This window comes from Paenibacillus sp. Mc5Re-14 (assembly GCF_001049835.1).
GTDB classification, from domain to species: domain Bacteria; phylum Bacillota; class Bacilli; order Paenibacillales; family Paenibacillaceae; genus Paenibacillus; species Paenibacillus polymyxa_C.
Map to the genome: position 1 here is coordinate 38,493 of NZ_CVPD01000003.1, position 25,090 is coordinate 63,582.

47 protein-coding genes are annotated in these 25,090 nt (G+C 36.2%); 45 read left to right on the forward strand and 2 right to left on the reverse strand.

Translation table 11 applies throughout. The annotated features are described in order from the left end of the window. Nucleotides 1–111 precede the first annotated feature (111 nt). From BN1546_RS26185 to BN1546_RS26325, 35 genes are all read left to right on the forward strand, one after another. Nucleotides 112–570: a hypothetical protein gene (locus BN1546_RS26185; protein ID WP_090739322.1), complete on the forward strand. Its 459-nt coding sequence runs from the start codon at nt 112–114 to the stop codon at nt 568–570. A 78-nt stretch (nt 571–648) separates the two neighbouring features. After that, the gene (locus BN1546_RS26190) at nt 649–978 is read left to right on the forward strand and encodes a hypothetical protein (protein ID WP_090739323.1); all 330 of its coding nucleotides are present in this window, start codon (nt 649–651) and stop codon (nt 976–978) included. A 78-nt stretch (nt 979–1,056) separates the two neighbouring features. Beyond that, entirely contained in the window at nt 1,057–1,317 is a 261-nt protein-coding gene (locus BN1546_RS26195) for a hypothetical protein (RefSeq protein ID WP_090739324.1), read from the forward strand. A gap of 48 nt (nt 1,318–1,365) precedes the next feature. Continuing rightward, nucleotides 1,366–1,674 carry a hypothetical protein gene (locus tag BN1546_RS26200; RefSeq protein ID WP_090739325.1) on the forward strand — a complete coding sequence of 103 codons (309 nt, stop codon included), beginning with the start codon at nt 1,366–1,368 and terminating at the stop codon, nt 1,672–1,674. A gap of 59 nt (nt 1,675–1,733) precedes the next feature. After that, complete coding sequence (locus BN1546_RS28360) at nt 1,734–1,859, forward strand: hypothetical protein (RefSeq protein WP_255305643.1); 126 nt, start codon at nt 1,734–1,736, stop codon at nt 1,857–1,859. Between the two features lie 43 nt (nt 1,860–1,902). After that, nucleotides 1,903–2,106: a hypothetical protein gene (locus BN1546_RS26205; RefSeq protein ID WP_090739326.1), complete on the forward strand. Its 204-nt coding sequence runs from the start codon at nt 1,903–1,905 to the stop codon at nt 2,104–2,106. Nucleotides 2,107–2,158: 52 nt separating this feature from the next. Continuing rightward, nucleotides 2,159–2,560 carry a hypothetical protein gene (locus BN1546_RS26210; RefSeq protein WP_090739327.1) on the forward strand — a complete coding sequence of 134 codons (402 nt, stop codon included), beginning with the start codon at nt 2,159–2,161 and terminating at the stop codon, nt 2,558–2,560. A 15-nt stretch (nt 2,561–2,575) separates the two neighbouring features. Then, nucleotides 2,576–2,746, forward strand: a complete 171-nt coding sequence (locus BN1546_RS27515; protein ID WP_176702381.1) for a hypothetical protein — start codon at nt 2,576–2,578, stop codon at nt 2,744–2,746. Between the two features lie 63 nt (nt 2,747–2,809). Continuing rightward, entirely contained in the window at nt 2,810–3,022 is a 213-nt protein-coding gene (locus BN1546_RS26215; protein ID WP_090739328.1) for a hypothetical protein, read from the forward strand. Between the two features lie 26 nt (nt 3,023–3,048). After that, nucleotides 3,049–3,288: a hypothetical protein gene (locus BN1546_RS26220; protein WP_090739329.1), complete on the forward strand. Its 240-nt coding sequence runs from the start codon at nt 3,049–3,051 to the stop codon at nt 3,286–3,288. 66 nt (nt 3,289–3,354) lie between these two features. Further along, on the forward strand, nt 3,355–3,594 hold the full coding sequence (locus BN1546_RS26225) for a hypothetical protein (RefSeq protein ID WP_090739330.1): 240 nt from the start codon (nt 3,355–3,357) through the stop codon (nt 3,592–3,594). Between the two features lie 42 nt (nt 3,595–3,636). Then, a complete protein-coding gene (locus BN1546_RS26230) occupies nt 3,637–4,011 on the forward strand; it encodes a hypothetical protein (protein WP_090739331.1) in 375 nt (124 codons plus the stop codon). Nucleotides 4,012–4,123: 112 nt separating this feature from the next. Continuing rightward, nucleotides 4,124–4,336, forward strand: a complete 213-nt coding sequence (locus tag BN1546_RS26235; RefSeq protein ID WP_090739332.1) for a hypothetical protein — start codon at nt 4,124–4,126, stop codon at nt 4,334–4,336. Nucleotides 4,337–4,417: 81 nt separating this feature from the next. Next, the gene (locus BN1546_RS26240) at nt 4,418–4,969 is read left to right on the forward strand and encodes a hypothetical protein (protein ID WP_090739333.1); all 552 of its coding nucleotides are present in this window, start codon (nt 4,418–4,420) and stop codon (nt 4,967–4,969) included. A 74-nt stretch (nt 4,970–5,043) separates the two neighbouring features. Next, nucleotides 5,044–5,532: a hypothetical protein gene (locus BN1546_RS26245; RefSeq protein ID WP_255305644.1), complete on the forward strand. Its 489-nt coding sequence runs from the start codon at nt 5,044–5,046 to the stop codon at nt 5,530–5,532. Nucleotides 5,533–5,551: 19 nt separating this feature from the next. Next, nucleotides 5,552–5,839 (forward strand): hypothetical protein, encoded by a 288-nt coding sequence (locus BN1546_RS26250; RefSeq protein ID WP_090739335.1) that lies wholly within the window; start codon nt 5,552–5,554, stop codon nt 5,837–5,839. Nucleotides 5,840–5,879: 40 nt separating this feature from the next. After that, nucleotides 5,880–6,080, forward strand: coding sequence for a hypothetical protein (locus tag BN1546_RS26255; protein ID WP_090739336.1), 201 nt, complete (start codon nt 5,880–5,882; stop codon nt 6,078–6,080). Between the two features lie 14 nt (nt 6,081–6,094). Beyond that, on the forward strand, nt 6,095–6,289 hold the full coding sequence (locus tag BN1546_RS26260; protein WP_090739337.1) for a hypothetical protein: 195 nt from the start codon (nt 6,095–6,097) through the stop codon (nt 6,287–6,289). 91 nt (nt 6,290–6,380) lie between these two features. After that, nucleotides 6,381–6,668, forward strand: a complete 288-nt coding sequence (locus BN1546_RS26265; protein WP_090739338.1) for a hypothetical protein — start codon at nt 6,381–6,383, stop codon at nt 6,666–6,668. Between the two features lie 65 nt (nt 6,669–6,733). Further along, nucleotides 6,734–7,120 (forward strand): hypothetical protein, encoded by a 387-nt coding sequence (locus BN1546_RS26270; protein WP_090739339.1) that lies wholly within the window; start codon nt 6,734–6,736, stop codon nt 7,118–7,120. Between the two features lie 83 nt (nt 7,121–7,203). Beyond that, the gene (locus tag BN1546_RS27520; protein ID WP_176702382.1) at nt 7,204–7,377 is read left to right on the forward strand and encodes a hypothetical protein; all 174 of its coding nucleotides are present in this window, start codon (nt 7,204–7,206) and stop codon (nt 7,375–7,377) included. Between the two features lie 26 nt (nt 7,378–7,403). Next, entirely contained in the window at nt 7,404–7,529 is a 126-nt protein-coding gene (locus tag BN1546_RS28365; protein WP_255305645.1) for a hypothetical protein, read from the forward strand. A gap of 67 nt (nt 7,530–7,596) precedes the next feature. Then, entirely contained in the window at nt 7,597–7,761 is a 165-nt protein-coding gene (locus BN1546_RS27525) for a hypothetical protein (RefSeq protein WP_176702383.1), read from the forward strand. A gap of 34 nt (nt 7,762–7,795) precedes the next feature. Beyond that, nucleotides 7,796–8,068, forward strand: a complete 273-nt coding sequence (locus tag BN1546_RS26275; protein ID WP_090739340.1) for a hypothetical protein — start codon at nt 7,796–7,798, stop codon at nt 8,066–8,068. Between the two features lie 35 nt (nt 8,069–8,103). Beyond that, nucleotides 8,104–8,274 (forward strand): hypothetical protein, encoded by a 171-nt coding sequence (locus tag BN1546_RS27530; RefSeq protein WP_176702384.1) that lies wholly within the window; start codon nt 8,104–8,106, stop codon nt 8,272–8,274. 31 nt (nt 8,275–8,305) lie between these two features. Next, a complete protein-coding gene (locus BN1546_RS26280) occupies nt 8,306–8,506 on the forward strand; it encodes a CHAP domain-containing protein (protein ID WP_090739341.1) in 201 nt (66 codons plus the stop codon). A gap of 38 nt (nt 8,507–8,544) precedes the next feature. After that, nucleotides 8,545–8,838, forward strand: coding sequence for a hypothetical protein (locus BN1546_RS26285; RefSeq protein ID WP_255305646.1), 294 nt, complete (start codon nt 8,545–8,547; stop codon nt 8,836–8,838). Nucleotides 8,839–8,903: 65 nt separating this feature from the next. Further along, nucleotides 8,904–9,221, forward strand: coding sequence for a hypothetical protein (locus tag BN1546_RS26290; protein WP_090739342.1), 318 nt, complete (start codon nt 8,904–8,906; stop codon nt 9,219–9,221). A gap of 54 nt (nt 9,222–9,275) precedes the next feature. Then, on the forward strand, nt 9,276–9,530 hold the full coding sequence (locus tag BN1546_RS26295) for a hypothetical protein (protein ID WP_090739343.1): 255 nt from the start codon (nt 9,276–9,278) through the stop codon (nt 9,528–9,530). Nucleotides 9,531–9,532: 2 nt separating this feature from the next. After that, complete coding sequence (locus BN1546_RS26300; RefSeq protein WP_090739344.1) at nt 9,533–10,129, forward strand: hypothetical protein; 597 nt, start codon at nt 9,533–9,535, stop codon at nt 10,127–10,129. A gap of 100 nt (nt 10,130–10,229) precedes the next feature. Next, nucleotides 10,230–10,817: a hypothetical protein gene (locus tag BN1546_RS26305; RefSeq protein ID WP_090739345.1), complete on the forward strand. Its 588-nt coding sequence runs from the start codon at nt 10,230–10,232 to the stop codon at nt 10,815–10,817. A gap of 59 nt (nt 10,818–10,876) precedes the next feature. Further along, entirely contained in the window at nt 10,877–11,275 is a 399-nt protein-coding gene (locus BN1546_RS26310; RefSeq protein ID WP_090739346.1) for a hypothetical protein, read from the forward strand. Nucleotides 11,276–11,367: 92 nt separating this feature from the next. Continuing rightward, nucleotides 11,368–11,577: a hypothetical protein gene (locus tag BN1546_RS26315; protein ID WP_090739347.1), complete on the forward strand. Its 210-nt coding sequence runs from the start codon at nt 11,368–11,370 to the stop codon at nt 11,575–11,577. Nucleotides 11,578–12,011: 434 nt separating this feature from the next. After that, the gene (locus BN1546_RS26320) at nt 12,012–13,718 is read left to right on the forward strand and encodes a DUF262 domain-containing protein (protein WP_090739348.1); all 1,707 of its coding nucleotides are present in this window, start codon (nt 12,012–12,014) and stop codon (nt 13,716–13,718) included. Nucleotides 13,719–13,967: 249 nt separating this feature from the next. Then, a complete protein-coding gene (locus BN1546_RS26325; protein WP_090739349.1) occupies nt 13,968–14,999 on the forward strand; it encodes a tyrosine-type recombinase/integrase in 1,032 nt (343 codons plus the stop codon). 49 nt (nt 15,000–15,048) lie between these two features. On the opposite strand, the gene BN1546_RS26330 is transcribed toward BN1546_RS26325, so the two are convergent. Together BN1546_RS26330 and BN1546_RS26335 are read right to left on the reverse strand one after the other, a co-directional pair. Then, nucleotides 15,049–15,507, reverse strand: a complete 459-nt coding sequence (locus BN1546_RS26330; protein ID WP_255305647.1) for a hypothetical protein — start codon at nt 15,505–15,507, stop codon at nt 15,049–15,051. A gap of 12 nt (nt 15,508–15,519) precedes the next feature. Continuing rightward, complete coding sequence (locus BN1546_RS26335) at nt 15,520–15,930, reverse strand: helix-turn-helix domain-containing protein (RefSeq protein WP_090739350.1); 411 nt, start codon at nt 15,928–15,930, stop codon at nt 15,520–15,522. Nucleotides 15,931–16,333: 403 nt separating this feature from the next. On the opposite strand from BN1546_RS26335, the gene BN1546_RS26340 reads away from it, so the two are divergent. The 10 genes from BN1546_RS26340 to BN1546_RS26395 all read left to right on the forward strand — a co-directional run bounded on the left by BN1546_RS26340 (nt 16,334) and on the right by BN1546_RS26395 (nt 25,079). Further along, nucleotides 16,334–16,774 carry a hypothetical protein gene (locus BN1546_RS26340; RefSeq protein WP_090739351.1) on the forward strand — a complete coding sequence of 147 codons (441 nt, stop codon included), beginning with the start codon at nt 16,334–16,336 and terminating at the stop codon, nt 16,772–16,774. Between the two features lie 430 nt (nt 16,775–17,204). Further along, the gene (locus tag BN1546_RS26350; protein ID WP_090739353.1) at nt 17,205–18,257 is read left to right on the forward strand and encodes a hypothetical protein; all 1,053 of its coding nucleotides are present in this window, start codon (nt 17,205–17,207) and stop codon (nt 18,255–18,257) included. A 110-nt stretch (nt 18,258–18,367) separates the two neighbouring features. Next, entirely contained in the window at nt 18,368–19,453 is a 1,086-nt protein-coding gene (locus BN1546_RS26355) for an ATP-binding protein (RefSeq protein WP_090739354.1), read from the forward strand. Between the two features lie 165 nt (nt 19,454–19,618). Further along, entirely contained in the window at nt 19,619–19,927 is a 309-nt protein-coding gene (locus tag BN1546_RS26360; protein WP_090739355.1) for a hypothetical protein, read from the forward strand. A gap of 131 nt (nt 19,928–20,058) precedes the next feature. Then, the gene (locus tag BN1546_RS26365; RefSeq protein ID WP_090739356.1) at nt 20,059–22,089 is read left to right on the forward strand and encodes a hypothetical protein; all 2,031 of its coding nucleotides are present in this window, start codon (nt 20,059–20,061) and stop codon (nt 22,087–22,089) included. A 57-nt stretch (nt 22,090–22,146) separates the two neighbouring features. After that, nucleotides 22,147–23,250 carry an AAA family ATPase gene (locus BN1546_RS26370; RefSeq protein WP_090739357.1) on the forward strand — a complete coding sequence of 368 codons (1,104 nt, stop codon included), beginning with the start codon at nt 22,147–22,149 and terminating at the stop codon, nt 23,248–23,250. Nucleotides 23,251–23,554: 304 nt separating this feature from the next. After that, entirely contained in the window at nt 23,555–23,818 is a 264-nt protein-coding gene (locus tag BN1546_RS26380) for a hypothetical protein (RefSeq protein ID WP_090739359.1), read from the forward strand. 38 nt (nt 23,819–23,856) lie between these two features. Continuing rightward, the gene (locus tag BN1546_RS26385) at nt 23,857–24,087 is read left to right on the forward strand and encodes a hypothetical protein (protein ID WP_090739360.1); all 231 of its coding nucleotides are present in this window, start codon (nt 23,857–23,859) and stop codon (nt 24,085–24,087) included. Nucleotides 24,088–24,121: 34 nt separating this feature from the next. Beyond that, on the forward strand, nt 24,122–24,379 hold the full coding sequence (locus BN1546_RS26390) for a hypothetical protein (RefSeq protein WP_090739361.1): 258 nt from the start codon (nt 24,122–24,124) through the stop codon (nt 24,377–24,379). A 55-nt stretch (nt 24,380–24,434) separates the two neighbouring features. Further along, nucleotides 24,435–25,079: a Gabija anti-defense Gad2 family protein gene (locus BN1546_RS26395; protein ID WP_090739362.1), complete on the forward strand. Its 645-nt coding sequence runs from the start codon at nt 24,435–24,437 to the stop codon at nt 25,077–25,079. The last annotated feature ends 11 nt before the right edge of the window (nt 25,080–25,090 follow it).

Sequence of the window (25,090 nt, forward strand, 5' to 3'; positions counted from 1 at the left end):
GTGTTCAATCGGGTTCCCTCTAATCACCCTTTTCCCCTGATTGAGCATTAATTTTTAAAGCTGTGTAATTATTAGCTTTTATTATATAACTATATATGAGGTGATAAAATAATGAACATTAAAAGTGCAAGTTTCACTGATAGAATGGGAAGCGTTACATATGAAGATGGCACTATTGAACACATGACATATGATGAATATATTATTAAGCAGCGCAATTTTCAATACACTTCGATTGCTCAACTCATACGATACCTTGATAGGAAAAGCGCATTTTATAGTGCTGGTCATAAAAGGTCAATTGAAAGGGTGACAGTGTTTGAAAATAGGATGGAGATTTTTGACTTATCGGATAAAGATGTAATGACAAACGATGAACACAAGAAAGTCGCTAGGCTTCTTCTACGCTATCAACGCTATTGTTATTACTGTAAGGAAATTTTACCACAATGGCGAGAAGTTGATCGTATTAACTTTGCTGACAACTCTGTAGAAGTAGTTCAAATTAATAGGTATGGTGAAAAACGTCATGTTATGGTGACAGCTCCGCATGGTGATGCTTGTTATTAATTTTTAGTTTTTATCGTGTGTTTTTGATGTGAACTCATATAACTATATACGAACAAAAAAATGAAAGGATGATATGACATGGAAATTCAAAACGGAAAATTCTCACTGATCGAAGCGGACTTAACAAAAGAGGACTTCAAGCGCGAATGGAGCCACATTGAACAGGCTGGCGTATATGCTTTACTTGATGAATTTTTGTCAGAATTTTATGACGAACAGATGAACGCAAATAGCTTTTTTGGTCTTGCTTGGACAAGTTCAGGAAGGTTTAGCGAACTTGGTGTGCAAAGTCCAGACATTACAATTGATGGAAATGAGCTAAATGCATTTCTCATTCGGAACAATAACCAATTGATTGCACATTGTTTTGATGAAGATGAAAATGATCTATTCTATGAAGTCCAATAAATGACAAACAAGCCCATGACTATGGTATAATGGTCATGGGCTTTCTTACTCATAAAGACATAGGAAAGCGGTGTTTAAGTGGATATTCAAACGTTAAAAGAATTGATTCAGGAAAAGGTGTCAAGGCTTAAAAGAGTTGAAAAAAACATGCAAACCTTACTTGCTGAAATAAATAATATGAATATTGGATTGCCAGAGGATCAAGCAGAAAGATATGTATGTCTTGCTGAAAGATTGAGATGGTTTAGCAAGAGACTTGATGACCTATCATATGAAGCAGAACATTTATCATCTGAATTAGCGACTTTAAAAATGATTGAAAATCAAATGAGTGTGTGATTTTAGTTCAATTGTATATAACTATATATGAGGGTAGAAAAGAAAAGGATGATACATATTAAAACGCCAACAGATTTTAAAGGAACTATTCAATACTATAATCCAAGCAAACACTATAGTAGGCTTCCAATCCACGCTAGATTAATTAAAGGTGGAGGTTTCGAAGCAAAACATGATGACGAGGGGAATCATGTTGCAATGTGTCATGGTAATCTTGGTTTGCCTGTCTTGTCATACGATGAAAGCGCAACACCTGAGAATGTAACATGCATCACCTGTTTAAGAATGCTTGAATCAGGTGAAAGATATGGTTCACATAGCGATGAAAGCGAAGAAGATGCGTCAAGTTGGATTTAATTTTCTGTGAGTGTGGGATTTAGTCCTACGCTCATATAGCTATAAGTGGAGGTGATCGAATGAACGAAGACAAATGTAAAGTGTGCAACGGAACGCAAATTGAAACAGTGCGAGTCAAAGAGCCTGATGGTGAAGGTGGGTTTGATTGGGTTAGTGAAGATCGTCCATGCCCAGCTTGCCAATGATTTAAATTGAAGTTTACTTTTATTGAGAATAGGAGAGATTGCGATGAACGAAAAAATGAAGGAACATATTGATTTTGTGTTATTTGAAATTCAGAACAACATCGAAAAGGCAAAGAAAAGCGGTGCGTTGAGTGGAGAGGAAAACGAATTAGCCCTAGTTCGTGCGGTTACGAAGATAACTGTTGACAACCTTCCTCTCACAAGAGAAGGCAAGGAAATTTTTGATAATCTGAAACATTTCATTTAACTAAATAAAACCTTGACTTTATATTCTTTTTCATAGAAGGAGATTAATAAAAATGGATTACATTAACCAAAATACAATGCAACAAATGTCAGCATTACTGAAAATTCCAAACAATACAACTGTGGATGGAAGAGAAAACTGGATTGAAATTTTTGAAAATAGTGGGTTAGTTCATCATGACGATGGTCGTTTAACCATGGAGCCTAATATAACAAATGAATTTAAAGGATTCTACATTAGCCATAACCCATATGAATCAGCATACGGAGGGGAAACAACTGCCCTTATACTTGGTCAGGGTCAAAGGTTTTATATTTTAAAAGGAGATCATAGAAAAGAGTATCAAGGGTTCTTGTCTAGCTTTACAGAATGTATGAATTACTATTGTAACAACCCTAACAAGCTAGAGCGATTTAGCGACAATATTCCTGTAATATTAAATGAGAAGCAATGAAAGGAGGAATTTAAAATGGCAAAAACAAATAGCGAATTGGCGTATCAAAGATTGGGATTATTACGGGGGATGGGTTATTCAGATACAGACATATTGGAACATGTAATGAGACATGTCAATGGAGATCAAGCGCTTGAAATTATTGATGATTATGCAATAGACAATGATTTTGATTTTGAAGATTAATATAACAGCATTCGAATCTATTGCAAGGTTGCAAGCAATCAAATAATAGGGGGTGACGCTGTAATGAATGAGGTTGAAGAATTTAAAAATGGTTTGTCGATGATGCTAGTATTAGATCAAAGAAAAGATATTAATACAATATTACCGCTTTTACAAACAGGCAAGTTTCATCATACTTTAGATGATCATCTTATAACTTTCTATTGGAAGTCAATAGAGCAAATGAAACAACAAAAAACAGCATACGAACAAGCTAATGAGTGTGATTCTAAATAACAACTTTGATTAATGGAGATAGCAAAATGAACGTAAAAGTTGATACAATTAAAATGATGGCAGGTATATGCACTCTTTTTAATCTGTCAGTTGTCGAAGCAAAGTCTATAGTTGATAAAGCCATAGATGAAATAAATAACAATAGCGAGATAATTCCCTATGCGAAAAAGATTACAATGCGTCTTTCTAAAGAGAAAGGCATACCTATTGTTAATGCAGACGTTTTTGTGAACAATGTCGCAAACAAACTTGAAATTAATGTGTGATTTTAGACCACATCTATATAACTATAGGTGTGGTCTATAAGTTACACATTATAGGAGGTGCTTCAAATGAAAGATCAGTTAGCTTTTATTCTTGAGACACTGAGTTCGCTGAAAAATGGCGAAGTTAAAACTTATGAAATACACGACGAAGAAGAAAATTATGTTGAGTTCGTGGGATTTGACAAAGAAACCAATAATTTTTACGTAAGGTTAATAAGTGATGGGAAAGAAACGAAAACACCTGTCGTGTTTAGCAACGCATTCAGTAAGTTTGACCAGATTTTCAGAAAGGGCGGTATAATGTGACTGAATAGAATCTTAATTCAATTTACAGAATGGAGAATGAAAATGGAAAAGAAGAAGGTCAAGCTTATTGAGCTGGTAAATATGAATCTTGAAACAAGAACTGATGCTAATCAATTTGTCGAATGGGAAGTTCTTCATAAGTTGAATTTTATTACACCAATTATCAATACTGGCAAAACTGATGGCATCCAAATTGCTGTTAATCGTGGCGTAATTGCTGACGGAAGACAGGTATTCCTTACGTTAAAGCAATACATTAATGATGAAATTTCCAGAGAACCAATAGGAAATTTTATTCCATATGGAATGCTTTCAATGGAAGCGAAAATGTTTGTGGATGATATTGAATTTGATTTCATTGATTTTTCCATCCATGACGACGAAGATATTTTCAAGCGTCTAAACAACTCTAAATAAAACTTGATTCTATGGAGGAAAGGGGGCGAAATGAATGATGTTGAAACACGAACATTTGAAAATTAATGTGTGATTTTAACTTGCACCTATACCTATTGGGAGGAAAGTAGAGATGGATAACAAAGAGTTTAAAAGAAAAATGAAAACTTTATATAATGACAAGAAAATCGAGTTCTTAAAAAATGAAGCTCAAAATATAGCAAAAATTAACGATTTAACTTTTCAAAATCAAGTACAAAGTGACGCTGTTTATGTTTTTCATGAAAATAAAGTAACAGGTGACGTTGCGCCATGGGGAAGGTCTACAAAAGTTGAAAATTCTTAATGTGTAATTTTAGTCTACGCCTATATAAGAATAGGCGTGGGCAATAAGTTACATATTATAAATAGGAAGGTTGATGATTCGATGGAAACACTTCATTTCAAAGTTGATCCAATGGCTATGATAAAAATAGCTTTACAAAGATATGTTGAGCAAGAGGTTGAAGGAAAATACTACAAGGCAAAACAATTTGCGTGTTATGATTTTTTAAGAGATATAGAAGATAATACTTTAGATGAGATAGTACAAACTTATGCCAAAAAAGAAGGATTGTCTGCTATAACTCTTGAAAATTGGAGAAAAGACGCTAAATTAATATTTGATGTAATTTGTGAAAGAGAAGATTATAAAATACTAGAAACAGATTACAAAATGAAGGGTTTTGGGAGAACAAAATTTGGTGTATACGACAAACAAGCGAATGTATTTTATGATTGCGCTTGGTTACACCACTTCGACACTATATTAAACATAGTTGAAAAAGAATATCCTCATATGCATGATGCTTTGACTGAAATGTATCTTTCATCTTCTTTGGAAGAGTTTGATGGACATACGCGTAAGGAAATTGAAAGCTTTATCATGAACAACTTTGAGCTATGTGGTGGCTCCAAAAAAATTCAAGATTATTTATAAATCGTGTGATTTGATCTTGCTTCTATATAACTATAGAAGCAAGCAATTAATCATATGATAGGGAGTTGTCGAAAGTGAAAACGATAAGAGTTAATTTGCTATTTCATGAGTTAGAAACATTGGATGAATTATTAAGAAATAGTGAAGCTATTAGCCAAAACTATAGGCTAAAATTTTCAACACGAAATGCACTGTCTTGTTTGTATTTATATTTCAATCCAAGTGCAGGATATACACACAAAGAACAATATGACTTCTACTATAGCAAAGAGCCATTAATATACAGTAAAGAACACATCTTTGGCATTATCAATTACATCAGTGAAATTATTGAGACTTCACGCAATGCTGGGAAAGGAACGAATATTCCAATTGTATTTTTATTGGCAGATAAAGCAATTAAATTAGGCATGGATAAAACTGCATTCACTGAAAGAGTAAAAATGTTCTTTTCTGAAAGTGCATACAGACATTCAGAATACAGAGAGTATGCGATGACAGGGACAGCCAAAAAGGAAAATGTTCAGAAGCGCATCGAATTATTGTGGGATGCAATTAAATAACAATTGTAGGAGGATTAACATGGCAGAGTTTACGTATGGCGGTAACAAACTGGAGTACGACTTTACCACTGTCTTATTCGGCAAGGGTGAATTTCTCGATAATGATGGCGAGATTCAAGAAATTAATGCAATTCATCTTCCAACTGAACCAAACGGAAAGCATATATCTGTTTTTGATAAAGAGTTTGAAGATAAAAGTGTTGTTGAATGGAGAAGTTATGCCGATGGAAAAATTTTAAGTTTTGTTTGCGAGAAAGTTGAACATTGGAATACAGATTGGAGAAAAGGAAGAGATCATAAAGACTAAAATAGAAGCAAGCAATTAATCATAAAATAGGAGGATTTACATGGGACAAACCAAAACGAAAAGTAAATCTACAATCATTACATATCAAGGCTGGAAGATCAAGCAGAAGAAAGATCAATACGATATGGATGTATTCCTTTGCTACACTAAAGAAGAATGGGAATATGGTTCTGGATTGCGTCAGGCAGAATGGGAAGCTGGCACAATGCAGGAAGCAAAGGATTTCATAGACAGTTATTAATTAAGAGGTGAAATATGAAAAAATCATATGAAGTTATATGTGAGGTTAAGGATTGGGATACTCCAGAACAAGTTGAATTGAAAAATAAAATGAAGAATCTTTATATAAAGCAAGAAAAATTTGAGGAAAAGTATAAATGTGTCAGACAATATGCTGAGTGTGGTTATGAAATCAACCAAATAAAATATATACTTAAAAAAGAAAATTAAAAATCACACTTCAATTAATATATCAAATGAAAATATGTTTGTTCGGTTAATAAATTATAAATAAATATGAAACTAAACGAGGGTGATCGGCATGGAAAATAAAATTCCATTTGAAGAATTGGAAGTCAATAAAGATTGGAAAGAAGCTGTAATTGTATTTTCCGATGAAAGCTTTGGTAATCGTGGATTTACTGTCGAAGAAAGAAGTTACAAGGTTTCAGGGGATGCTAAATTTTTTGATCCAAACATGATTGGCAGTTCTTTATTTGGTAACTGTTTGGATGGTAAAGATATAGGCGTTCGGCTTGATTGGTATATGAATCTAAAGCCAGACGAAGGGAGACGTTGGGAAGTAGAATATTGTTATATCGTTAAATAATTTCTAACATCGGTGTGTGATTTACATGTGCTGATATATAACTATATAATGAGGTGATCGACGACATGATGAAAGTTACAGTTGAATTAAATGGGAAAACAATGGGTGATATTGAAAATGCTTTTGACGAAGCAAAAAGGAAAGTTTTAGAAGGGTATAAAAACGGATTTGATAGTAACGATTCTGGAAGCTACTCTTTTGAAGTTGATGGCGAAGAAGAAGTGCCGAAATTTGATGTAGGAGATTCAGTAAAAGTAGCAAGCGACAACGATAATGATGGGTATGATGATTTTCGTGACAAGACGCTGATCGTTACACATGTAGCGACAAGTACCGATGAACACCCAGGATATGATGAATCCATGGAAGGTATAGCATTGTATGATCTGGAAACAGAAGATGGCGAGGAAATTGGTTGTTCTCTATATGAATATGAATTGGAGGAAACATAGAACGTAATGTGTTATTTGATCTTACACCTATATAACTATAGGTGTAAGCGATTAGTTACATATTACAAAGAGGGTGTGGCTCAATGCTGACATTTAAAAGAAAATACCAAGTGAAAATGATTGGAAGGGTATTACAGGTTGGAGATTATACGAGTGACAATGAAGGGAATGCGATCCTAGTTGTTGGTATTACGTCTGTAAGTGTTGAAGGCGAGCATATGATCATTGAAGGATATGGGGTTCCAAGAGAATACTGATATAAGTTTGAGGAGGTTGATATAGAATGGCGAAATGTTTGGATTGTAATATGGTCTATACTATATATGGTGGAAGCAAAGGTTCAAAGTGTCCTGCTTGTAAGAGTGAAAAAATTGATACATCAAAAGAAATTAGATTAAAAGATAAATAAAATATGACTGTCTTCTCTTTATAAGAGCCTTATAACGCCTATCCTTTTAATGTGGAGGTTTATTATTGTGAAAATTAAGTTATCAGTAACAATAGAAATAAATGAAAAAGATTATCCAAATTTGTCAAAAGAGGAAATTAAAAATCATTTTCAAGGTAATTTCGATCTTTACATGCAACAAGTTGAAGCTGAAACAAAAAATTTATTAAAAGATATTAGTACATCTAAATGAAATGTGAGTTCTATTTATATAGGAGGAATGAAAAATGGATAATACATTTGAAATTATTAAAATGTGGGCAACTGCTGACAAAGATTGTGGTTTTATTGAAGTATCAAGAGATGAAGAAACAGCAAAAGAGTGGATGAACGCTGATGAAGAAGCGACACAGGTCATTCAGGGTTGGGGCATTATTGACAAACTTACTAATTTGATGCCTGATGACGCAAGAGACTTTCACTATAAGTTAGAAGACGCTCAAAGTGAATTAAATGAGTTCATGGAAACTGGCAGATGGACTTTCGACGTATCTAAATAAAATATGACTTCCATTTATATAGGAGGAATGAAGCAATGAGAAAAAAAGAAGAATTAATTGCTTATTATGAAAGAAATTTAGAGAAAGTAAAAACAATGCATGACCCACTTAATTATAATGATGATTTGAGCAAAGACAAATGCAATGATTTTATAAGATTTGCAGAAAAAGAACTCGAAGCGGTAAGAAACGGAAGAGAATGGTAAATAAAATGTATAAGATGGGAGGTTGCGAAAAATGATAAAACCAATTGAAGGAGATATTCTTATATTTAAGGATAACGCATATGGCGAAACTGGTATAGTGATTAGAGTTTTAGAAGATGGTAGAGTTCGTGTTGCAACAGGTGCAACACGCAGAAATATACCACAAGAATTGATTCTTGGTGTTGTCGATGGAAACGATTGTAGCAGAGAGATTGTGTCAAATATTTTGTAAATAAAATGACTTCCATATAGATACAGGAGGGTTAAAATATGAGAACAGTCAATGAAATTATTTATCGTCCACACAAAGGTAACATTGACGAATCTATGGAGCAAGCAAAGGAATTTGCATCAGTACAAGAGATGAAAGAATACATCGTAAAAGATTGGAATAATCTATTTGATATAGAGGATATTGTAATAAAGGAAGATGCATATAAAGATGATCGAATTGGCTGGAATGATGTAAGGTTGGTAACTATTAAACGTCTTGGCGAACAAGACAACATAGCATTATATGGATGTCCGCAAGCAATCGGATATTGTGCAACTGATTATATATAGGGGATTCGTTGACAGTTCTAATTGATGATTTGCCCCCACCTCTTTTGAGAAAGGAGTAAACTTAAATGAATATTACACAGGCGAATAATAAATTTGACAAACTCGAAGTGAAAATAAATGAAATTTTATCAATCATCCCTGTTAACCTAATAAAAGAAGCATCCGAATTGTCAGAGAGCCTAAGAGAAGGAATGGAAGAACAAATTGAAAGATTAGAAAATAAGAGTAAATTAAATGAAGATCAAGAATCTACATTAGATCGGTTTCAATCAACAATTGAAGCAGTTACAAACATAGATTCAATTTTATCATCTTTAACTAATGCTGTTGAAGAATTTGAAAGTCTGAAACGTAATATTGAAGATGCGAAAGAAACAATATAAGGAGTGCTATTTCGCGTTACATTTATATAACTAATATCAAAGAGGTGAAATATAATGTTATTTACAGATAAACTTAAAGATTGGTATGGAGAGTTTACTGATTATGCAAAACTAAAAATGACAGAAGATACAGCCATTTTTCTTGTTGAAACCAAAGACAACTTTGAAATCGCTAGGATATTCCATGTAGGCAACAGCAAAGAAATTAGTATTGACTTGAAGGTTGTTAAAGGGGATACTTTTTCTATGATGAATGATTTAGCAAGCTTTCTTCTTAAAAATAAATATGATTACATAGGAGGTAAATGATAATGGTTAATATAGATGAAAAAGGATTGCCAGAATATTGTTTTGTAGCGCTTGAAACAACAGGGGAAGTGGTTATGGTTCATAGATATCAAATGGGGTATAGTCCTACTAGAAAAGGAAATGAGCCATGGTATGGTGAAGAAACTGCTGATGCGGTAAATGCTGATCGTGGTATCACTAAGGCTCAAGCGATAGCTATGAAGAATGGTTCGATGTTCGGATGGGATATACCAGCCGCTAATCCTAATTTGTACGATGAAAACGGCATGTTTAAAAAGGAAAAACTGAAAGAGGTTACAGGTGAATTTACAGGCAAAAAGTTTTCTGATAGATACAATCTTGATGAAATTATTTCAAAAGCGGAGTCGGATGGATGGGAAGTCGATACAGAGGACTTTGACAAAGGTGGAGACTGGATTTGGTTGCGTGACATGCACAATAGAATGTTACAAGTTAAATTTAATACGTTTAACTATCAATTTTTTGTATGGAATCCTTTAAGCGATGAACCTTGTGCAACACATCTTAGTGTTGATCTTGAAGGGCAGGAATGGTACGACTATCTTTTGAATCTATTTTTCAAAGATGAAATGAAATAAATGTGTTCTGAAAGCGTGTCTTCATCTTTAGATGATGGCATGTTTTGAAAACATATTAAATAGTAGGTTTCAAATATAACAGCTACTTGGAGGTTTCTCTATGGGAGAATTAATATATATGAACAAAAACGATGATGAAGGGGTGTCAAAGTGGATGGTTGATGGAGTCAATGCAAATGGATTAACAAAGGGTGTTGACTTCAATATCATTTCGTTTATGGTTTTAGATAGAGATTTTGCTTCTCATTCTTTGGGCGGTTTCCTTGGAAAGAATAGCACTAAACTATTTAAAAATGTTGCAGGAGGATATCGCGCATTTGCTGAAAGTTTGGTTGCAGGAAAAAACGTTGAAGCAGTTGCGGAAACGCCATATCCAAAGATTGATAATCAGGTGTTTTACAGAATCAATGAGGAAGTTGACATTGATCTAGCTACAGAAATTGGTCTTGGTGTTGTTCTTTATAAGGGTGAATATCTGCTTTACTGTCCATCCAATACAGGGAATCCAATGGATGCAGTATCGGAAATGCTTACAATTAAAGTATACTTTCAGCTAAAGCATCCAGATGATATAGACATGAAACTTAAATCTTCTTTCGAAAAATATCAGGATATTATTATGAGCAACATGATCGCAAACAGTGCAAAGCATATGAATCACCTGAAAGAAATTTTTACAGATGTGTGATTTGCTTCTATAGTTATATAACTATTATATGAATTAATCATGAACAGGGAGTGAAAATGATGTTAGAGTTTGATGATAAAAGTGTGGGTACTGTTACGATTAAGAAGAATATTACTGAAAACGACATTGCGTGTATCATGGTGGGCACCTTTGAAGGTGGAAGTAATTATTGGGTTGGACTCGACAACAAAGACAAACCAGAATGGGAAGCTAAACCAAAGGATGAGCCTAATTCCACTTGGGCAACGAAGATACTTTTGGATGGTGGTAGTATAAAATTCTATTCTCTTGAAGGAGATGAGGATGAGGATTGGATTCTAACGCTAGACAAGCTTATAAAGGGGTTACAGTTGAATTGTGAACAGCGTCCGCATGATTGCGATCTGGAACAAGGTGACGCTGGAACATGTGACTGCATCTTGCAGTATGCTTTGTTTGGTGAGGTTGTCTATGGATAATCTGATAACCATAACGCCGTATAATTAAGTATAAATTAAAATAAAAATACATACACTAGGAGGTGATGGAATAAAAAAGGAGAGTGATTATATTGAAATCGAATTTGTTACCTAAAGGCAAGTTAGACAAGTGGATTTTGAGTTATAAGGATGTTGAGGGGTTTGTTGTCTTAGAGTTAGACAACAAAGGAGAAATCTTCTTAGAGCTGATTGCTATTAGAGAAAGGGGAGTAAACATGGATTCTGTATCTGTATTTCCTCCAAGATCAAATGTTACTTACGCTCAATTTCTCATATCATAGCTTTGTCGAAACTTGTCCTTCATATAAGCGCGTGAATTATCATACCCTATATGAAGGACAAGTTCATTTTAAAGGGGGAAATTCACATTATAGTCGAATCATCAGTACGCGGTTGGCAAGTAAAAACCCCTAAAAGATTCCTGCCTACAGTATACAGGATAAATTTCTGTGATATAATGTTAATAGGATTCGCAAGGAGGTCGCTTCTTGCATGAAAAACATCGGAGATCGTATTTGTGAAGTTCATTTTAATATAACTGGTTATTCGTTGACTAAAGAGGTTCTTGTATCTTACATTTTCTTCTTTATATTATTTTTTATAGTATCAATATTTACTGGCGGCAGATGAAAACCGAAGAAAGTTCTAACAAGTGTGTGATTTTAATGAACTGTCATATAACTATAAACAAACGAATTGAAGGGAGAAATTAATCATGGCTAAAACTACTAAAACAACTGAGGGAACTGCTACAAATCCAACTTCAAGATCACCTCGTAAACCACCATTAAAAACAGCAGCTCAAAAGAAAGCGGAAGCGGCAGCGAAACTCAAAGAGCAACAAAAATCAACAAGTGAAAATGAAAAACCTACAGGCGAAGAAGCTGGACAAGTGGAACCTCCTGCTGAACCATCTAAGACTGACGCTGGCACAGAAGTTAATGCTGGCACATCTGAAATATCTGCTGGAGAAGAAGATAAGAAAGATGGAGAAACAGAGCAAGAATCTCTTGATAAACAAGGTGAGAAACTAGAAGATTTAGCTGACGAAGAGTTTGATAAAGGAAAACGTGATGGTGTAATAGAAGATGAAGATAAAGGCAAAGAATTATTGGAAGGGCAAATGATGTTAGAGGATGATGGCGAAGCGAAAATTGGGGAAAACAAACTGTTAAAAGATAGCGAAAAGAAAGGAGAAGGCGAGAAATTTGTTCGTAAGACAAGAATCGTGAAATCTACCAGCGATGTTACTATTAAGAGTTTGTTCAAAGAGTGGAGAAAAGATCAAATAATTAGAGCGCAACGAAAAGCAGATGTGGAAGAAGCGAAGGCAAAAGGGGAACCTATTCCAGATGACGAAGATGAAACAACACTTAGGTTTGATCGAGTGATTCAACGTAATGAAACATGGTCAGATATTCAGAAGAGTGATTTAATTCATTCTGTTTTGTATGGATATTATATTCCTCCTGTACTCGTAGAGGATTCTAGTGATGGGAAAAAGTGGTTTCTTGATGGTAAGCAACGCCTGACAACTCTTTTGACTTATATTGATGGTGTATGGGCATTAAGCAAAAAGACAAAGAATGTATATGGATTCAAAATTAGTGGCATGAAGTTCAAAGATTTGCCTATAGAAATGCAGGAAGAAATCCTTGACGAAACAATTACGTTAGTCCTTATAAAGAATATGACAGAAGCAGAACGAGACGAAATGTTTGTTAAACAAAACAGTGGTTCTCCATTGACTCGCATAGAAATGACAAGAGCAATGCATAGTGAGTTGATCGAATCTATTAACGAACTGGCGAATCTACCATTTTTCAAAGATGATATTGAATTGTCTCGTAAAGCTAGAAACAGATTCGTAGACCAAGAGATCATCCTTCAAATCGCTATGCTTTTGGAGGAAGGGAAAGAAAAAATCAAGGGTTTTGGTGCTGGGCATATCGAGCAATATGTATTACGTTTGAAAGAGTCTGATAAAACTATTTCTGACGAACTTATACAACAATTCGAAGAGGTATCCACTTATTTGACTCTAGCATTCGAAGATTATGATATAGATGAAATAAAAAAATCTTTGAAAAAAATTCACATCCCTATCATCTTCTGGAATGCACAAACTGCAATGGAAGAGGGTCTTCAACCGAAATTATATGGAGACTTTATACGAAGTTTCTTAATTACACGCTATAGCGTGGAAAGTAAATATGGTAAGTCATGCCAAGCTGGTTCCTCGAAGAAAGAAAATGTTTTGATTCGTTTGGATGAAATGTCTGCTTCCTTGAAACAGTTTACTCAAATGATTAGACAGGCATCTAGCATGGAAGAAGGAGTACAGCAATTCGACAGACATCTTGCCGATGTAAATGGTATCGACAGACAAATGGATATGGATGATGAGCAGGAGACTGCATGAAGAATGCTCACATAGGCACAATGCGTTAGTGTAGGATAGGCAAATACCAGTTGATCAGGACACACCTCAGAGTATATATTGGGTATTGAGGAATTTAATTTTGACTCAATACCCTTTGCCTTTTCCACACACATATATTATAATAGTCGCAGAACGTGTGTGAGTTCAGTACTTTATTCGGAGTCTTAAAACGTATATAATAAAGAAAAGGCAGAGGTCGCCAAAAAAACTTAGGAGAGTGTACCCATCGTGAGCGTTTACAACCTTAATATTAAAACAACATATCTAGACCCCTTTGAGAACGAAGAAACTAAGGAGGTATATACTAGACTATTTAGAAAAGCTTACGAAACAGAAACCAAATTCGGAAAAGATTTATTCGATTTTAACGAAGATGATTGGGAATATTTTTTTAAGAACATTCTTAGACCAAGAACTAAAGAAAGTGCAAGGTCATATTGCAACGTACTTGCTAACTATGTCCAATGGGCTATAGATAATAATCATTCTCAATTACTGATAAATCCCCTCAAAAGAAGGCAAGAATATTTTTTTGAGTTTGTACAAGAAAGAAAAACGTATTTTTCATATGCAGAAAAAGAAGCAATACTTAGCACATTGGTAAACAAGCAAGACAGCTTCATAATTGAAGCACTTTGGAATGGTATACAAGGGACTAAAGTAAATGAATTAGCTAATTTAAAAATAGATGATATAGACATTAAGAATAGAAAAATTTCTCTACGCAATGATAAGGGTGAAATAGTTCGCGTTGTAAATGTTGACAAAAATGATACCTCTTTAATTGAAATGGCAATACTGGCAAATCAGGAGAAAGAATATTATAGACTGAACGGCGAAGCAGATTATACAGCGAACCTAAAAGACACAGTTGAACTAGCTCCTTCTGAATATGTACTTAAAAGTGCTATCACGATGCATAAAGGTCTGCCAAGAGGCGGTCAACGGGTAAGCCACCATACTATATACAACCGCTTGGATATGGTTAGAAGCCTTGAAGAAATGGAAGAATACAAGGATGCCCTTGTATCAAAGAACATAGTCCGTAGTGGCATGATCTATATGGCATTAAGCCTATACGAACGTGACGGTCAAATTGAAAGAGCGCAAATAGAAGAGATTTGTAATAAATATAATATGAAATATAAGTGGTCTTTGCGTGATTTCTTGAATGTAGATGTACTAAAAGAATTGTACCCGTCTGAAATGAAAGAGATCAACCAAAAGATTAGTGAACGCAAAATCGCAATGGACAATTAATTGCGCCATTGCGATTTCCAATTCATAAATGCTTATATACTTTTTATAGTTACATACTTTTCATTCGTTCTAGGTCTTCAAGCTCAACAACATTGAACATAAATGTAAATATTAAAACAAGCCATATAATCAGTAATATTAGGAGCGCAAAGGCTAATCGAGAATACCACTTTGCTTTTACGACAGATAATTTCTTAGACTTGTTTCGATTAGCCATATGCAATCCAATTATGATTTCAACTTTCTCGAAAAACGTCTTGGGAAACTTGAAATCATACTGCACTATATCGCCATGTTTGTTTCTTATGAAAACGAGATTTTTTAATTTGCTGGTAAATAGATAGTTTGGTTTAAACAGATAGGCAACCTTTAGCTGTCCCAACATGTACCCAAGAAGAAGTGTGCATAGTATCATCAACGCATCTTCTATTCGTACTGCGTTTTCATAGCCAAAAAGTGTTGCTAACTGCGCAATAAACCATCCCTCTAGGTTGATTGTGTTTATCATGCTGTATCCCCTTTATTTATCCAAACCATTTCTTCTTAGGAAATCCAAGTAAACTTCATATACTTCTTGATATAATTTTTCCCTCATTTTTTCATCTTTTACCTTTTTAGACAGCTCACCAAGCAATTCCTTCAAGCCTTCATGTTCGCCTATCAGGGTGTTGACATTATCTTTGATTGTTGGAGGAATTTTGCCCACTATTTGAAATAGTATGTATTCATCTATTTCCAAAATTTCAGACAATTTAACAATCACAGTATCACTAGGAGATTTTATGCCACGCTCAATCAGACTTATGAAGTTCAACGACACATCACAATATTTTGCAACATCTTTTAAATGTAATTTTTTTTCCTTTCTTTTTATGCTAATGAGTTCGCCAAAAATTTTTTTAGACTCATCAGGAACATATTCTGAGCGCAAAAGGACACCTCCATGATTTATTTTACCACAAGTGAAACCCTTTGTAGTATCACAGCGTATAAGTAACTGTAGATAAGTCCTAAATTTTTACTGGAAATTATTGCGCCTTGTATATATTTCTGTTCAAGAATATCATTATGTATAACGCTATTCTTATATTAAACCTTTGGTTTAATGTAAGAATAGTAACATACATAATGTAAGTCCTGAAACACGACTAGACGGGTCGTTAAACGCACAACTATATGGGAGTGGTTGTCGAAGGTATATTTTTTCCAAATCATTCATTGATTATACCACTGGTTTAAGATATAATCAGATGTAGATCGGAAAAACCAAACATACGTTCTTATTTTACGTCAGAAAAGAGAACAACATGATAACACATTGGAGGACTGGAAAAATGGGTAATGAATCATGCGGTTTATCAGTGGAATTAATTGAAATGGGTTTTAAGGGGCTACTCCTTAAAAGGCTTATGACTTGTATTGTAGACTATGCCACATTGCAGGAGTTCCACAACTTCATTATTTTACGCGAAGAGGAATTGATGACGAAGGTGTTGTTAGTTCATGAGTTTATATCTCACATGCAAAACAAGAACTCTTTCGACTCTGGTATTATTTTTATAACCCAATATGAAGAAGCTGAAACGCAAGAAGAAAAAGAATTTTTAATCTGCAAATTGATGAATACTGAAAATCCACTGGTGCTGAAAAAAGTATCAACCCTTTTTAGTGATAATATGGACAAGCTTCCTGCGTTGTATGATAGGGTGGTAAGGTATCGCAAGATGTACAAGCCTGACGAGATTGTTGCGTTGTTGGGTATATTGCCCACTTGACAATGGGTATATCGACTTAAATTTATACTTCAAATTATTACTAAACGGAGGAGGAGTCCTAAATGGGAAATAGTACATGAGTAGCGGTCGGCACTACTCAACCGACTATGATATAATGGATAAAAGAATTGACTATTATAACTACATCCTTTATACTATGGAATGTCGAGAGGGACTTTACCTACAACGGCATTTAAAATTTTCTAAGGAGCCGAAGAAAGTATTGACAATAAATAAAGGTGGTGTTATTATTAAATAGCAGACAAGCAGTAAGCTAAGATGCCACGACAACATGAATTACAACATGAATTAACGAAGGGCAACAAACGAACATAAACCTGAACAAAACAGGTAGCACCTTCTGAACATGAGAACATGGGAGCGAGAAGATCGCCAACATGTAATCACAATTCAGGGGAGATGTTCAAGAATGGGTAAGCAAAACTTGGAGCAAACGAAAGGCAAAATTAAACTGGTAGGTCGCGTTAAAGGTATCGGAAACGATAACGCTAAGAAGGAAGGCTTCACGAAGTCTGACAAGCAATTTAAGTCGCTTCAATTCTTCTTGGAAACTTCGACAGTAAACCAAGTGCGTGTAGAATTGTTTGGTATGGAGCGAGATGAAGTTGTTGCATACTCAATGAAGGCGCGTCAATCGAAAAAGATTCCTTGGAAGAACCGCAAAAATGATTTCGGAGATTACAAGGTCTTGGGTACTGGATGTTACCTTGAAGTTGATCCATCAGATTCTAGCAAGAAATTGCGACAAGTTCTGCCTGAGTTTGATGCTGTCGATTACATTAAAGCCAATCTGAAAGATGGAGATATCGTTCGGATTAATGGCGAGATCGACTTCCAAGAGTATGAGAACAAGCAAGGTAAGGTAGTGAGTTCCAAGAAGTTCATCATCAAATCCATCACGAAGATCGACGAAAAACTGGACTTCAACTCTCCTGAGTTTAAAGAGGAATCGAAGTTCGAGCATGATATCGTAATCAATGATGTGATGCTGGACGATGAGAACAAGCGTCTACACGTAAATGCTAAGGTAATTAAGTATGGTGGAGATATTGTAGATACATCATTCACAGTTGATACCGAAAAATATCCGAAGCTTGCTGGAAACATGAGCAAACGTTTTGGTTTCGGTGACGCTATCAAAGTCTATGGATTGGTCATCAACTCTGTTGTACTCAAAGAAGCAGATGAATCTCTGGAAGATACTGCGACCGATGAGTTCGACGATTGGGGCGGCGACGAAGAGATTAAGAAGGACTTTGATAATAATTATATGAAGGACTACATCCAAGAACTGCAAATCACTTCTGTTGATTCTTCGACCTATGAGCCGAAGAAGTACAAAGAAGAAGACCTGATTAGTGCAGATGAAGATGCATTCAATGGCGACATTAATAGCGGTAGCGCAACAAGCGGCGACGATTTTAATGACGATGACGAAATGGATGACCTTCCTTTCGAGTAACTTTTAATTTGACACTGTTGTTAAAGTGCCGATGAAAGTACCGAGGGGAAGCGTTGAAAAAATCCTTCCCCTTTGGTACATACCAATAAAACCAAAGGGGTAATGACTGAATGATTAATGTACTCAATATTCAACCTAACGAACCGAAAGCACTTATTTACGAATACATCTTCTTGGTGTATGGTGTAGGTAAAGCAGGTAAATCTAGCCTGTTCTACAAGCTTGCTCAGACCGATTACATCGGTGGATTGGACAAAGCACTACTGATTGCCTTCGAGAAGGGCTACAAGGCTCTGAGAGGTATCCACGCTGTTCCTGTGCCAAACGATGATCCAGAAGATAAGCGTGATGCTTGGACACAGTTCCAAGACCTCGTAAATCAGTTGGTTGAGAGTCGCAAATTGGTAACATACCGCATGTTGGCGTTCGACACACTAGATTACATGTATAAATACGCTACGGAGTACATCATCAAACGTGAGCGTATTGCACGTAAGGATGCGAAGATTAAACAGATCAACGACATTCCTTGGGGTCAAGGTCACGCAATGGTCGAAGAAGAGGTTGACAAACAGATTAAACGTCTGGTCAACGCTGGATACGGAATCTTCCTGATCACCCATGATAAGGAGAAGAAGGTAGAGACGAAGAGTGGTCAATCTTATGATAAGACTACTGTGACGCTTCCTGAGCGCGCGAAAAACCTGTTCGTCAACATGTCCGACTTCATTTTGTACATCAGCATCGACAAAGAGATAGTGGGCGGTAATGTCAAAGAAACACGCAACATTTATTTCCGTTCAGACGGTGACATTGAAGCAGGAAGCCGTTTCGAGAATGTACCGAACAAGATTGAATATGATGTAGATTTGTTCTTGGAAACCTTTGAGAACGCCGTACTCTCTTCGTACAACAATGACGAGAAAGCTGTGAAGAAGGCGAAAGTCGAACAAGAAAAACAGCTTGAAGAACGTGTTGATGAATATGTAAATGACGAGACGGATACAGCGGCTACTAAGACACCAGAACAATACATTGAAGAGATCGCTGGATTAATTGGCAAGATGGACGAAACGCAACAAGCTGACTTGAAGAAACAATTCAAGGATGCTAATGGTTCAATCAACTACAAGAAGTATACAGAGATTGAACAGTTGCAACGGGCACTTGATATCGGCAATAAAATTCTTGGCTAAGGAGCCGAAGAAAGTACTGGTGGAGAGCTTATGCTCTCCCGAAGTACAAAATACATATTCTGTCTTTCAGGGAGGACGCTCCAATTCTAGTTTCTTTTATATGAGGGAAGGGTGGTAGCTTCCCTGAAAGGCAGAATCAAAACAACCATAAAGGGGATATGAGAAATGTTGAAGAAAGTCGTTGATAAATTCCGCAAGCCTAAGTTTGCTAATCTGTCTAGCGAAGAAAAAGTGAAGCATTTCAGTGATAAAGCAATTGGTCTGTTTGACCATATGAAGAAGGCGCATGATGAGCTTGAGGGGATTAATAATGAGCTTCTTCTTATCGCAACATCTGAAAGTAAGAAGGCTGAACAAGAGATGGAGCGTCATCAACTTGAGATTAAGAAGATTTCTGACAACATGGTTCGCGCACAAGATGAGATAGATATGAATAAAAAATTCCAAGAAAAGCTTGCTGAGTTCATTCGATAATGTTCTTTGAAGAGGAAGCAAAGTTGATTGTTGGAGCATTTATTGCAGGGGTTCTGACTGGTGTGACTGCAATGATTTATATAATGTAATGCTAACATAATATCAAAACAATTTAAGGGAGCGAACAAATTATGAGTAACTACACAGTAATCAACAGCGAGAAAGATCAGTACCCACATTTCAGCGATACGATCCAAGAGCGCTTTGCAATGTTTGCTGACAAACCGCTTTTCACGACAAATGCAGAAGGATTGTTTGAAGCATTTCTGAATGGTCTTCCAGTGGAAGCAAGACAACATTACACATGCAATTGTTGCCGACACTTCATTGAGCGTTTTGGTGGACTTGTATCTATGCCTACTGATGATGGAGTATTTACAAGTGCGTTGTGGAACGATGAAGAAACGCCTGAGTTCTTCAAAAAGTCGGTCAAAGCAATGAAACGAATCGTACTGAAATCCAGAATAACAGGCATCTTCCTTTCTAGTGAACGTACACTTGGAACGCCAAGCTCTAATGGTTGGAGTCACATGAACGTACAGCTTCCAGCAAGTCGAGTACATCGTGATCGGCTGAAAACTGCTGGTCAGGCAATGGCAGAGAAGAAAGAAGACTTCCGTATTCTGATCGCTGGTCTGGTTGAATATCCTGTGTCTGCTGTAGAAAAAGCTGTAGCATTGTTGGAGTCTGAATCTCTGTACCGATCTGATCGAGTTCTTGGTGTAGCTAAATTTGTTCAAGAACTTCATGAAAAGCGTCAAAATGCCAAAGACAGTAGAGTTCGTGAGAATATTACATGGTTGGCTATAGCAACTGCTCCATCTGGCTTCACTCATATTAAGAGTAGCATGATCGGAACGCTGCTAGATGATATCGTGGCTGGTTACCCAACCGATTCAATTGCACGTCGATTTGCGGAGAAGATGAATCCAGCCAACTACATGAGATCGCAATCCGCACCATCTCAAGGTAATATCGAACAAGCTGAGAAGATCGTTGAGAAACTTGGCATTGCAAGCTCTCTGGTACGCCGATACGCACAGATAAGCGAAGTACCGCTTACTTGGAAAAGTAAAGAAGCTGTTGTGAAACATGGTAAAAAGACTGGCGGTGTATTCGCTAATATAGCACCAAAACAACAAAACGGAGTAGCTACTAGCGACATGGTTGAACTGACTAACACAGTGATGACATGGGAGAAATTCCAACGTACAGTGCTGCCTACAGCACAAAACCTTGAAGTTATGGTTGATAACCCTAATCGCTTTATGGCATTGGTTACGGCTTCCGACGATACAGCACCTAACATTCTGCAATGGGATAACACATTCTCTTGGTATTACCACGGCGGCATTGATGGTGAAATCAAGCGCCGTGTAGAAAGTGCTGGCGGTCAATATGAGAACAATGAAATTCGTTGTTCATTGATTTGGGAAGGCTACACTGACCTTGATCTGCATTGTGTAACACCTAACGGTCATCACATCCACTACGCAAACAAGCGTGGGGATAATGGTTGGTTGGATATTGATATGAACGCTGGCGGTCATAGAGATAATTCTCCAGTTGAGAATATCAGATGGAACCAAGGCGAAGCTAAAAACGGAAAATATCAGTTCTACGTTCATAATTTTACTGAGCGCGGCAAAGGAAGCACACCATTCAAGGTAGAGCTTGAAGTTAATGGTAAGGTTTATACAACACATGGGACGCTCTACGATAGTCAAAAACATGTTGCATTCGGATTTATTTACATTAAAGGTCAAGACCCTATCATGACTGTACCTTCAACATATACTTCCGAAGACACTTGGAGTGCATCCAGAAATAGCTTTGTCAAAGTCAATGGAATCACAAACTCTCCTAACCAATGGGGAGAAAACAAAGCAGAACACGTTGGTCATCACATCTTCTTCCTTTTGGATGGAGTACAGGATAGTTCGGAAGGCAAGGGTAGAGGATTCTTCACTGAAACCTTGAAACCTGAGCTTCGAGAAATCCGCAAGACGCTTGAAGCATATACAGCGAACACACCAATCGAGGGTGTCGATGAAGCTACAGCATGTGGTGTAGGTTACTCAAAAGATAGCGAATGGAATCTGGTTGTAAAAGTGACTACTGATAACTCCACACGACTCATCAAGATTGATCGTTGGGACTAGGCAAAACGCGAACTATTATAAACTAACTAAAAAAACTTTCCTAAAGGGGATATAAAAATGAAAATTGTTAAGACTGGCGAAATTACGAGAATCTTTCCTGACGATCTGAAAACTTTTGATGAAATTCCAGTAGGCAATTACAAGGTTGGTTTCCACCCAATGATGGGGTTCTTCTTGGAAGATGCTGATTCCTTCAATGTGAATGAGAAACCTTATGGAAAGCATCCTGACAAAATCGAAAAAGTTATTAGACTTTACAACAACATTGAGCGTAGTGTAGGTGTGATTCTGAGCGGCAGAAAAGGTATGGGCAAATCTATGTTTGCCCGACTCCTTTCAGCTAATTTTGCTGAGACACACAACATGCCAACGATCATTGTGACCGAAGCATACCCCGGAATTGTTGATTTCATTGAGTCGATTAAGCAAGAGTGTGTTGTTATGTTCGATGAGTTTGAGAAAGTGTTTGACAATTCTGATAAGAAAGAACCACAAGATAAGCTGCTTAGTTTATTCGATGGACTTTCTCAAACTAAACGCCTGTACGTGGTCACCGTCAACGAGATCAGACGAGTCAATCAATATATGATCAATCGTCCTGGGCGTTTCCACTATCATTTACAATTCAATTACCCATCTGCTGAGGAAATTGAAATGTACCTGATAGATAAGCTGAGTCCCGAGTATCACAACCAGATCAGCCTTGTTCAGCGCTTCGCTAATCGTTTCGATCTGAACTATGATTCACTAAGAGCAATTGCATTCGAGCTGAATCTTGGATATGGATTCTTAGAAACGATGGAAGATTTGAACATCTCTTCGTCAGAAAATGAAGCTGCTAAATACAATGTGGCTATTCATCACAGCAATGGAGTTATTGCTAATGCAGAAGTCAATCTTAATTTGCTAAGCTCTCAGACTTCGATTAGATACAGCACTCCTACATCGGAATATGGATACATTGAATTTTCTCCACTTGAAATTGAAATCCAAAGCAAAGAGTCATTTACAGCGCATGCCGATCAAGTACCTATGACAGTAATGTTTGATGAAGAAAATGAAACCATTACTGATGAAAATGGAATCAAAGTCGAAAAACTTGTGTTCGCTAAGAAGTACACAACAGTACAATATGGCAAGGAATTTAAAGATTTGGCATAAAGTCAATGATGTTGATTGTCTACTCCAACCAGCTAGATGTTGATTGGAGTAGACAATCAAAATGGAGGACAAGGCAATGAAATTTGAGTTGAACAATGTAGAGATCGAAAATTTAAAGCGATTCGATAACGAACACGAATGTATGAACAAGTATGCAGGAGCAATTGGAGGTCGTTTGAGTTTCGTGTTTACTCCAACATCAATTGGAAGTATGGTAGAGGTCAAGTGCAATATCTGTAAGCGAGTTGAAGATATTACTGATTACGATTGTTTCTAATTAAACATTAAGAATGGAGACACTAAATTGGATGTGGGTAGAGGTTGTTTGATATCAGATAAATGGATACCCAAGGGAATATACACAGGAGTTGAAGACCTGAATGGAAAGTCTATTATGACCTCAGACAAGATAACATTAACAGGATGTTCTTCTAGGTTTGCTTACGTGGGAAAAGATATGGATGGACTCTTCGTTCTATACTTTGGAAGCAATAGCGGCTCAGTGGCGTGGGACTTAAACGAAAAAGTTGTACAGAAAAATAAAGTAAGAGTTGTAGAACAAGTCTAAACAAAATGAATCTTCTATTTAGAGTGAGAGTGGTTACAATGAAAGTTGAACTAATTAGCTGTGATGATTGGGAAGCTTTATATGTTGATGGAAGGAAAATTGTAGAGAATCACAGTCTTTCTGCTTGGCATGTACTTAACGCATTAGCGAAATCTGGTGTTATTTCAGAGCTTAGTACACTTGACGTTGAACATTTGAGAGATGAAGATAGTGAATCCGTTATTTTTTATGAAGATTCATCATTTTTTCACCTAAGCAAGACTAAATAAAATACGTGTTCCATTTAGAATTAGGAGGATGAAAATGAAGGTAGATGTGATGGAAGCGCAGGTAGAATTATCACTATATGCTGGAGATGTTGTTGTATTTGGAACTGAACCTTATATATTAATGGAAGTAGCAAATAAATCTGGCGAGTATGAATTGCGCTCATTCAATGGGGTTTCAGGGGCTTGCGGACGTTGTTCACTCGAAGAGATAAGAGATTATGTAATCGAAAGAAAAGCAAAAGTCTATAGTTCTAACACACATAAACTTATACTGAAATCTAAAGTCAATTAAGGAGATAGCATATGGAAAAGTATCTGATCGAAATGCCGAAGAAAGTAGTGATAAAATGATACAATGGAAACTAAGCACTGTAAATCGAAAGCTGAACGAGGAAAAAGAAAAACTCATTAACATTCTTCCATCTCACTTGAGAGAAGAGTTTAATAAAGAAGCATACATTTCTGGTGGATGTATCTATAGCTTGTACAACTACAAGGAGCCTAAAGACTACGATTTCTTTGTACACAATGAATCTTTCGCTTTAAGTCTGAGGGAATTTTTTATGAGCTTAGTGATCAACGACGAAGATGATCCAAAAGAGAAAAACATATACGTTGTCCATTATGGTGGAGAGCGAATTGTCATTACGAAGAACGCAATCTCAATAGGTAAGAAATATCAGATCATCACGAAGTTTTTCGGTACTCCAGCAGAGGTTGTGAATGAGTTTGATTTTAAGCACAATATGTTCTATCACCAAAACGATAATATCGAAACTCTAAGCGATTGGGATTTCTTGGATAGCGAGTCCCTTGTATATAACGAACAAAGGGCTAGGGATATATCTGGAACGATCATAAGGGTTCATAGATTCTGTGAGCGAGGGATGACAATCACCAATGCTGAGGTGTGCAAGATGCTTCGTAAACTTCGTGAAATCGGATTTACCGAAAGAGAAAACGAAATTATAGAGAACGTTGGTTCTTATTAATCTTAAATCTA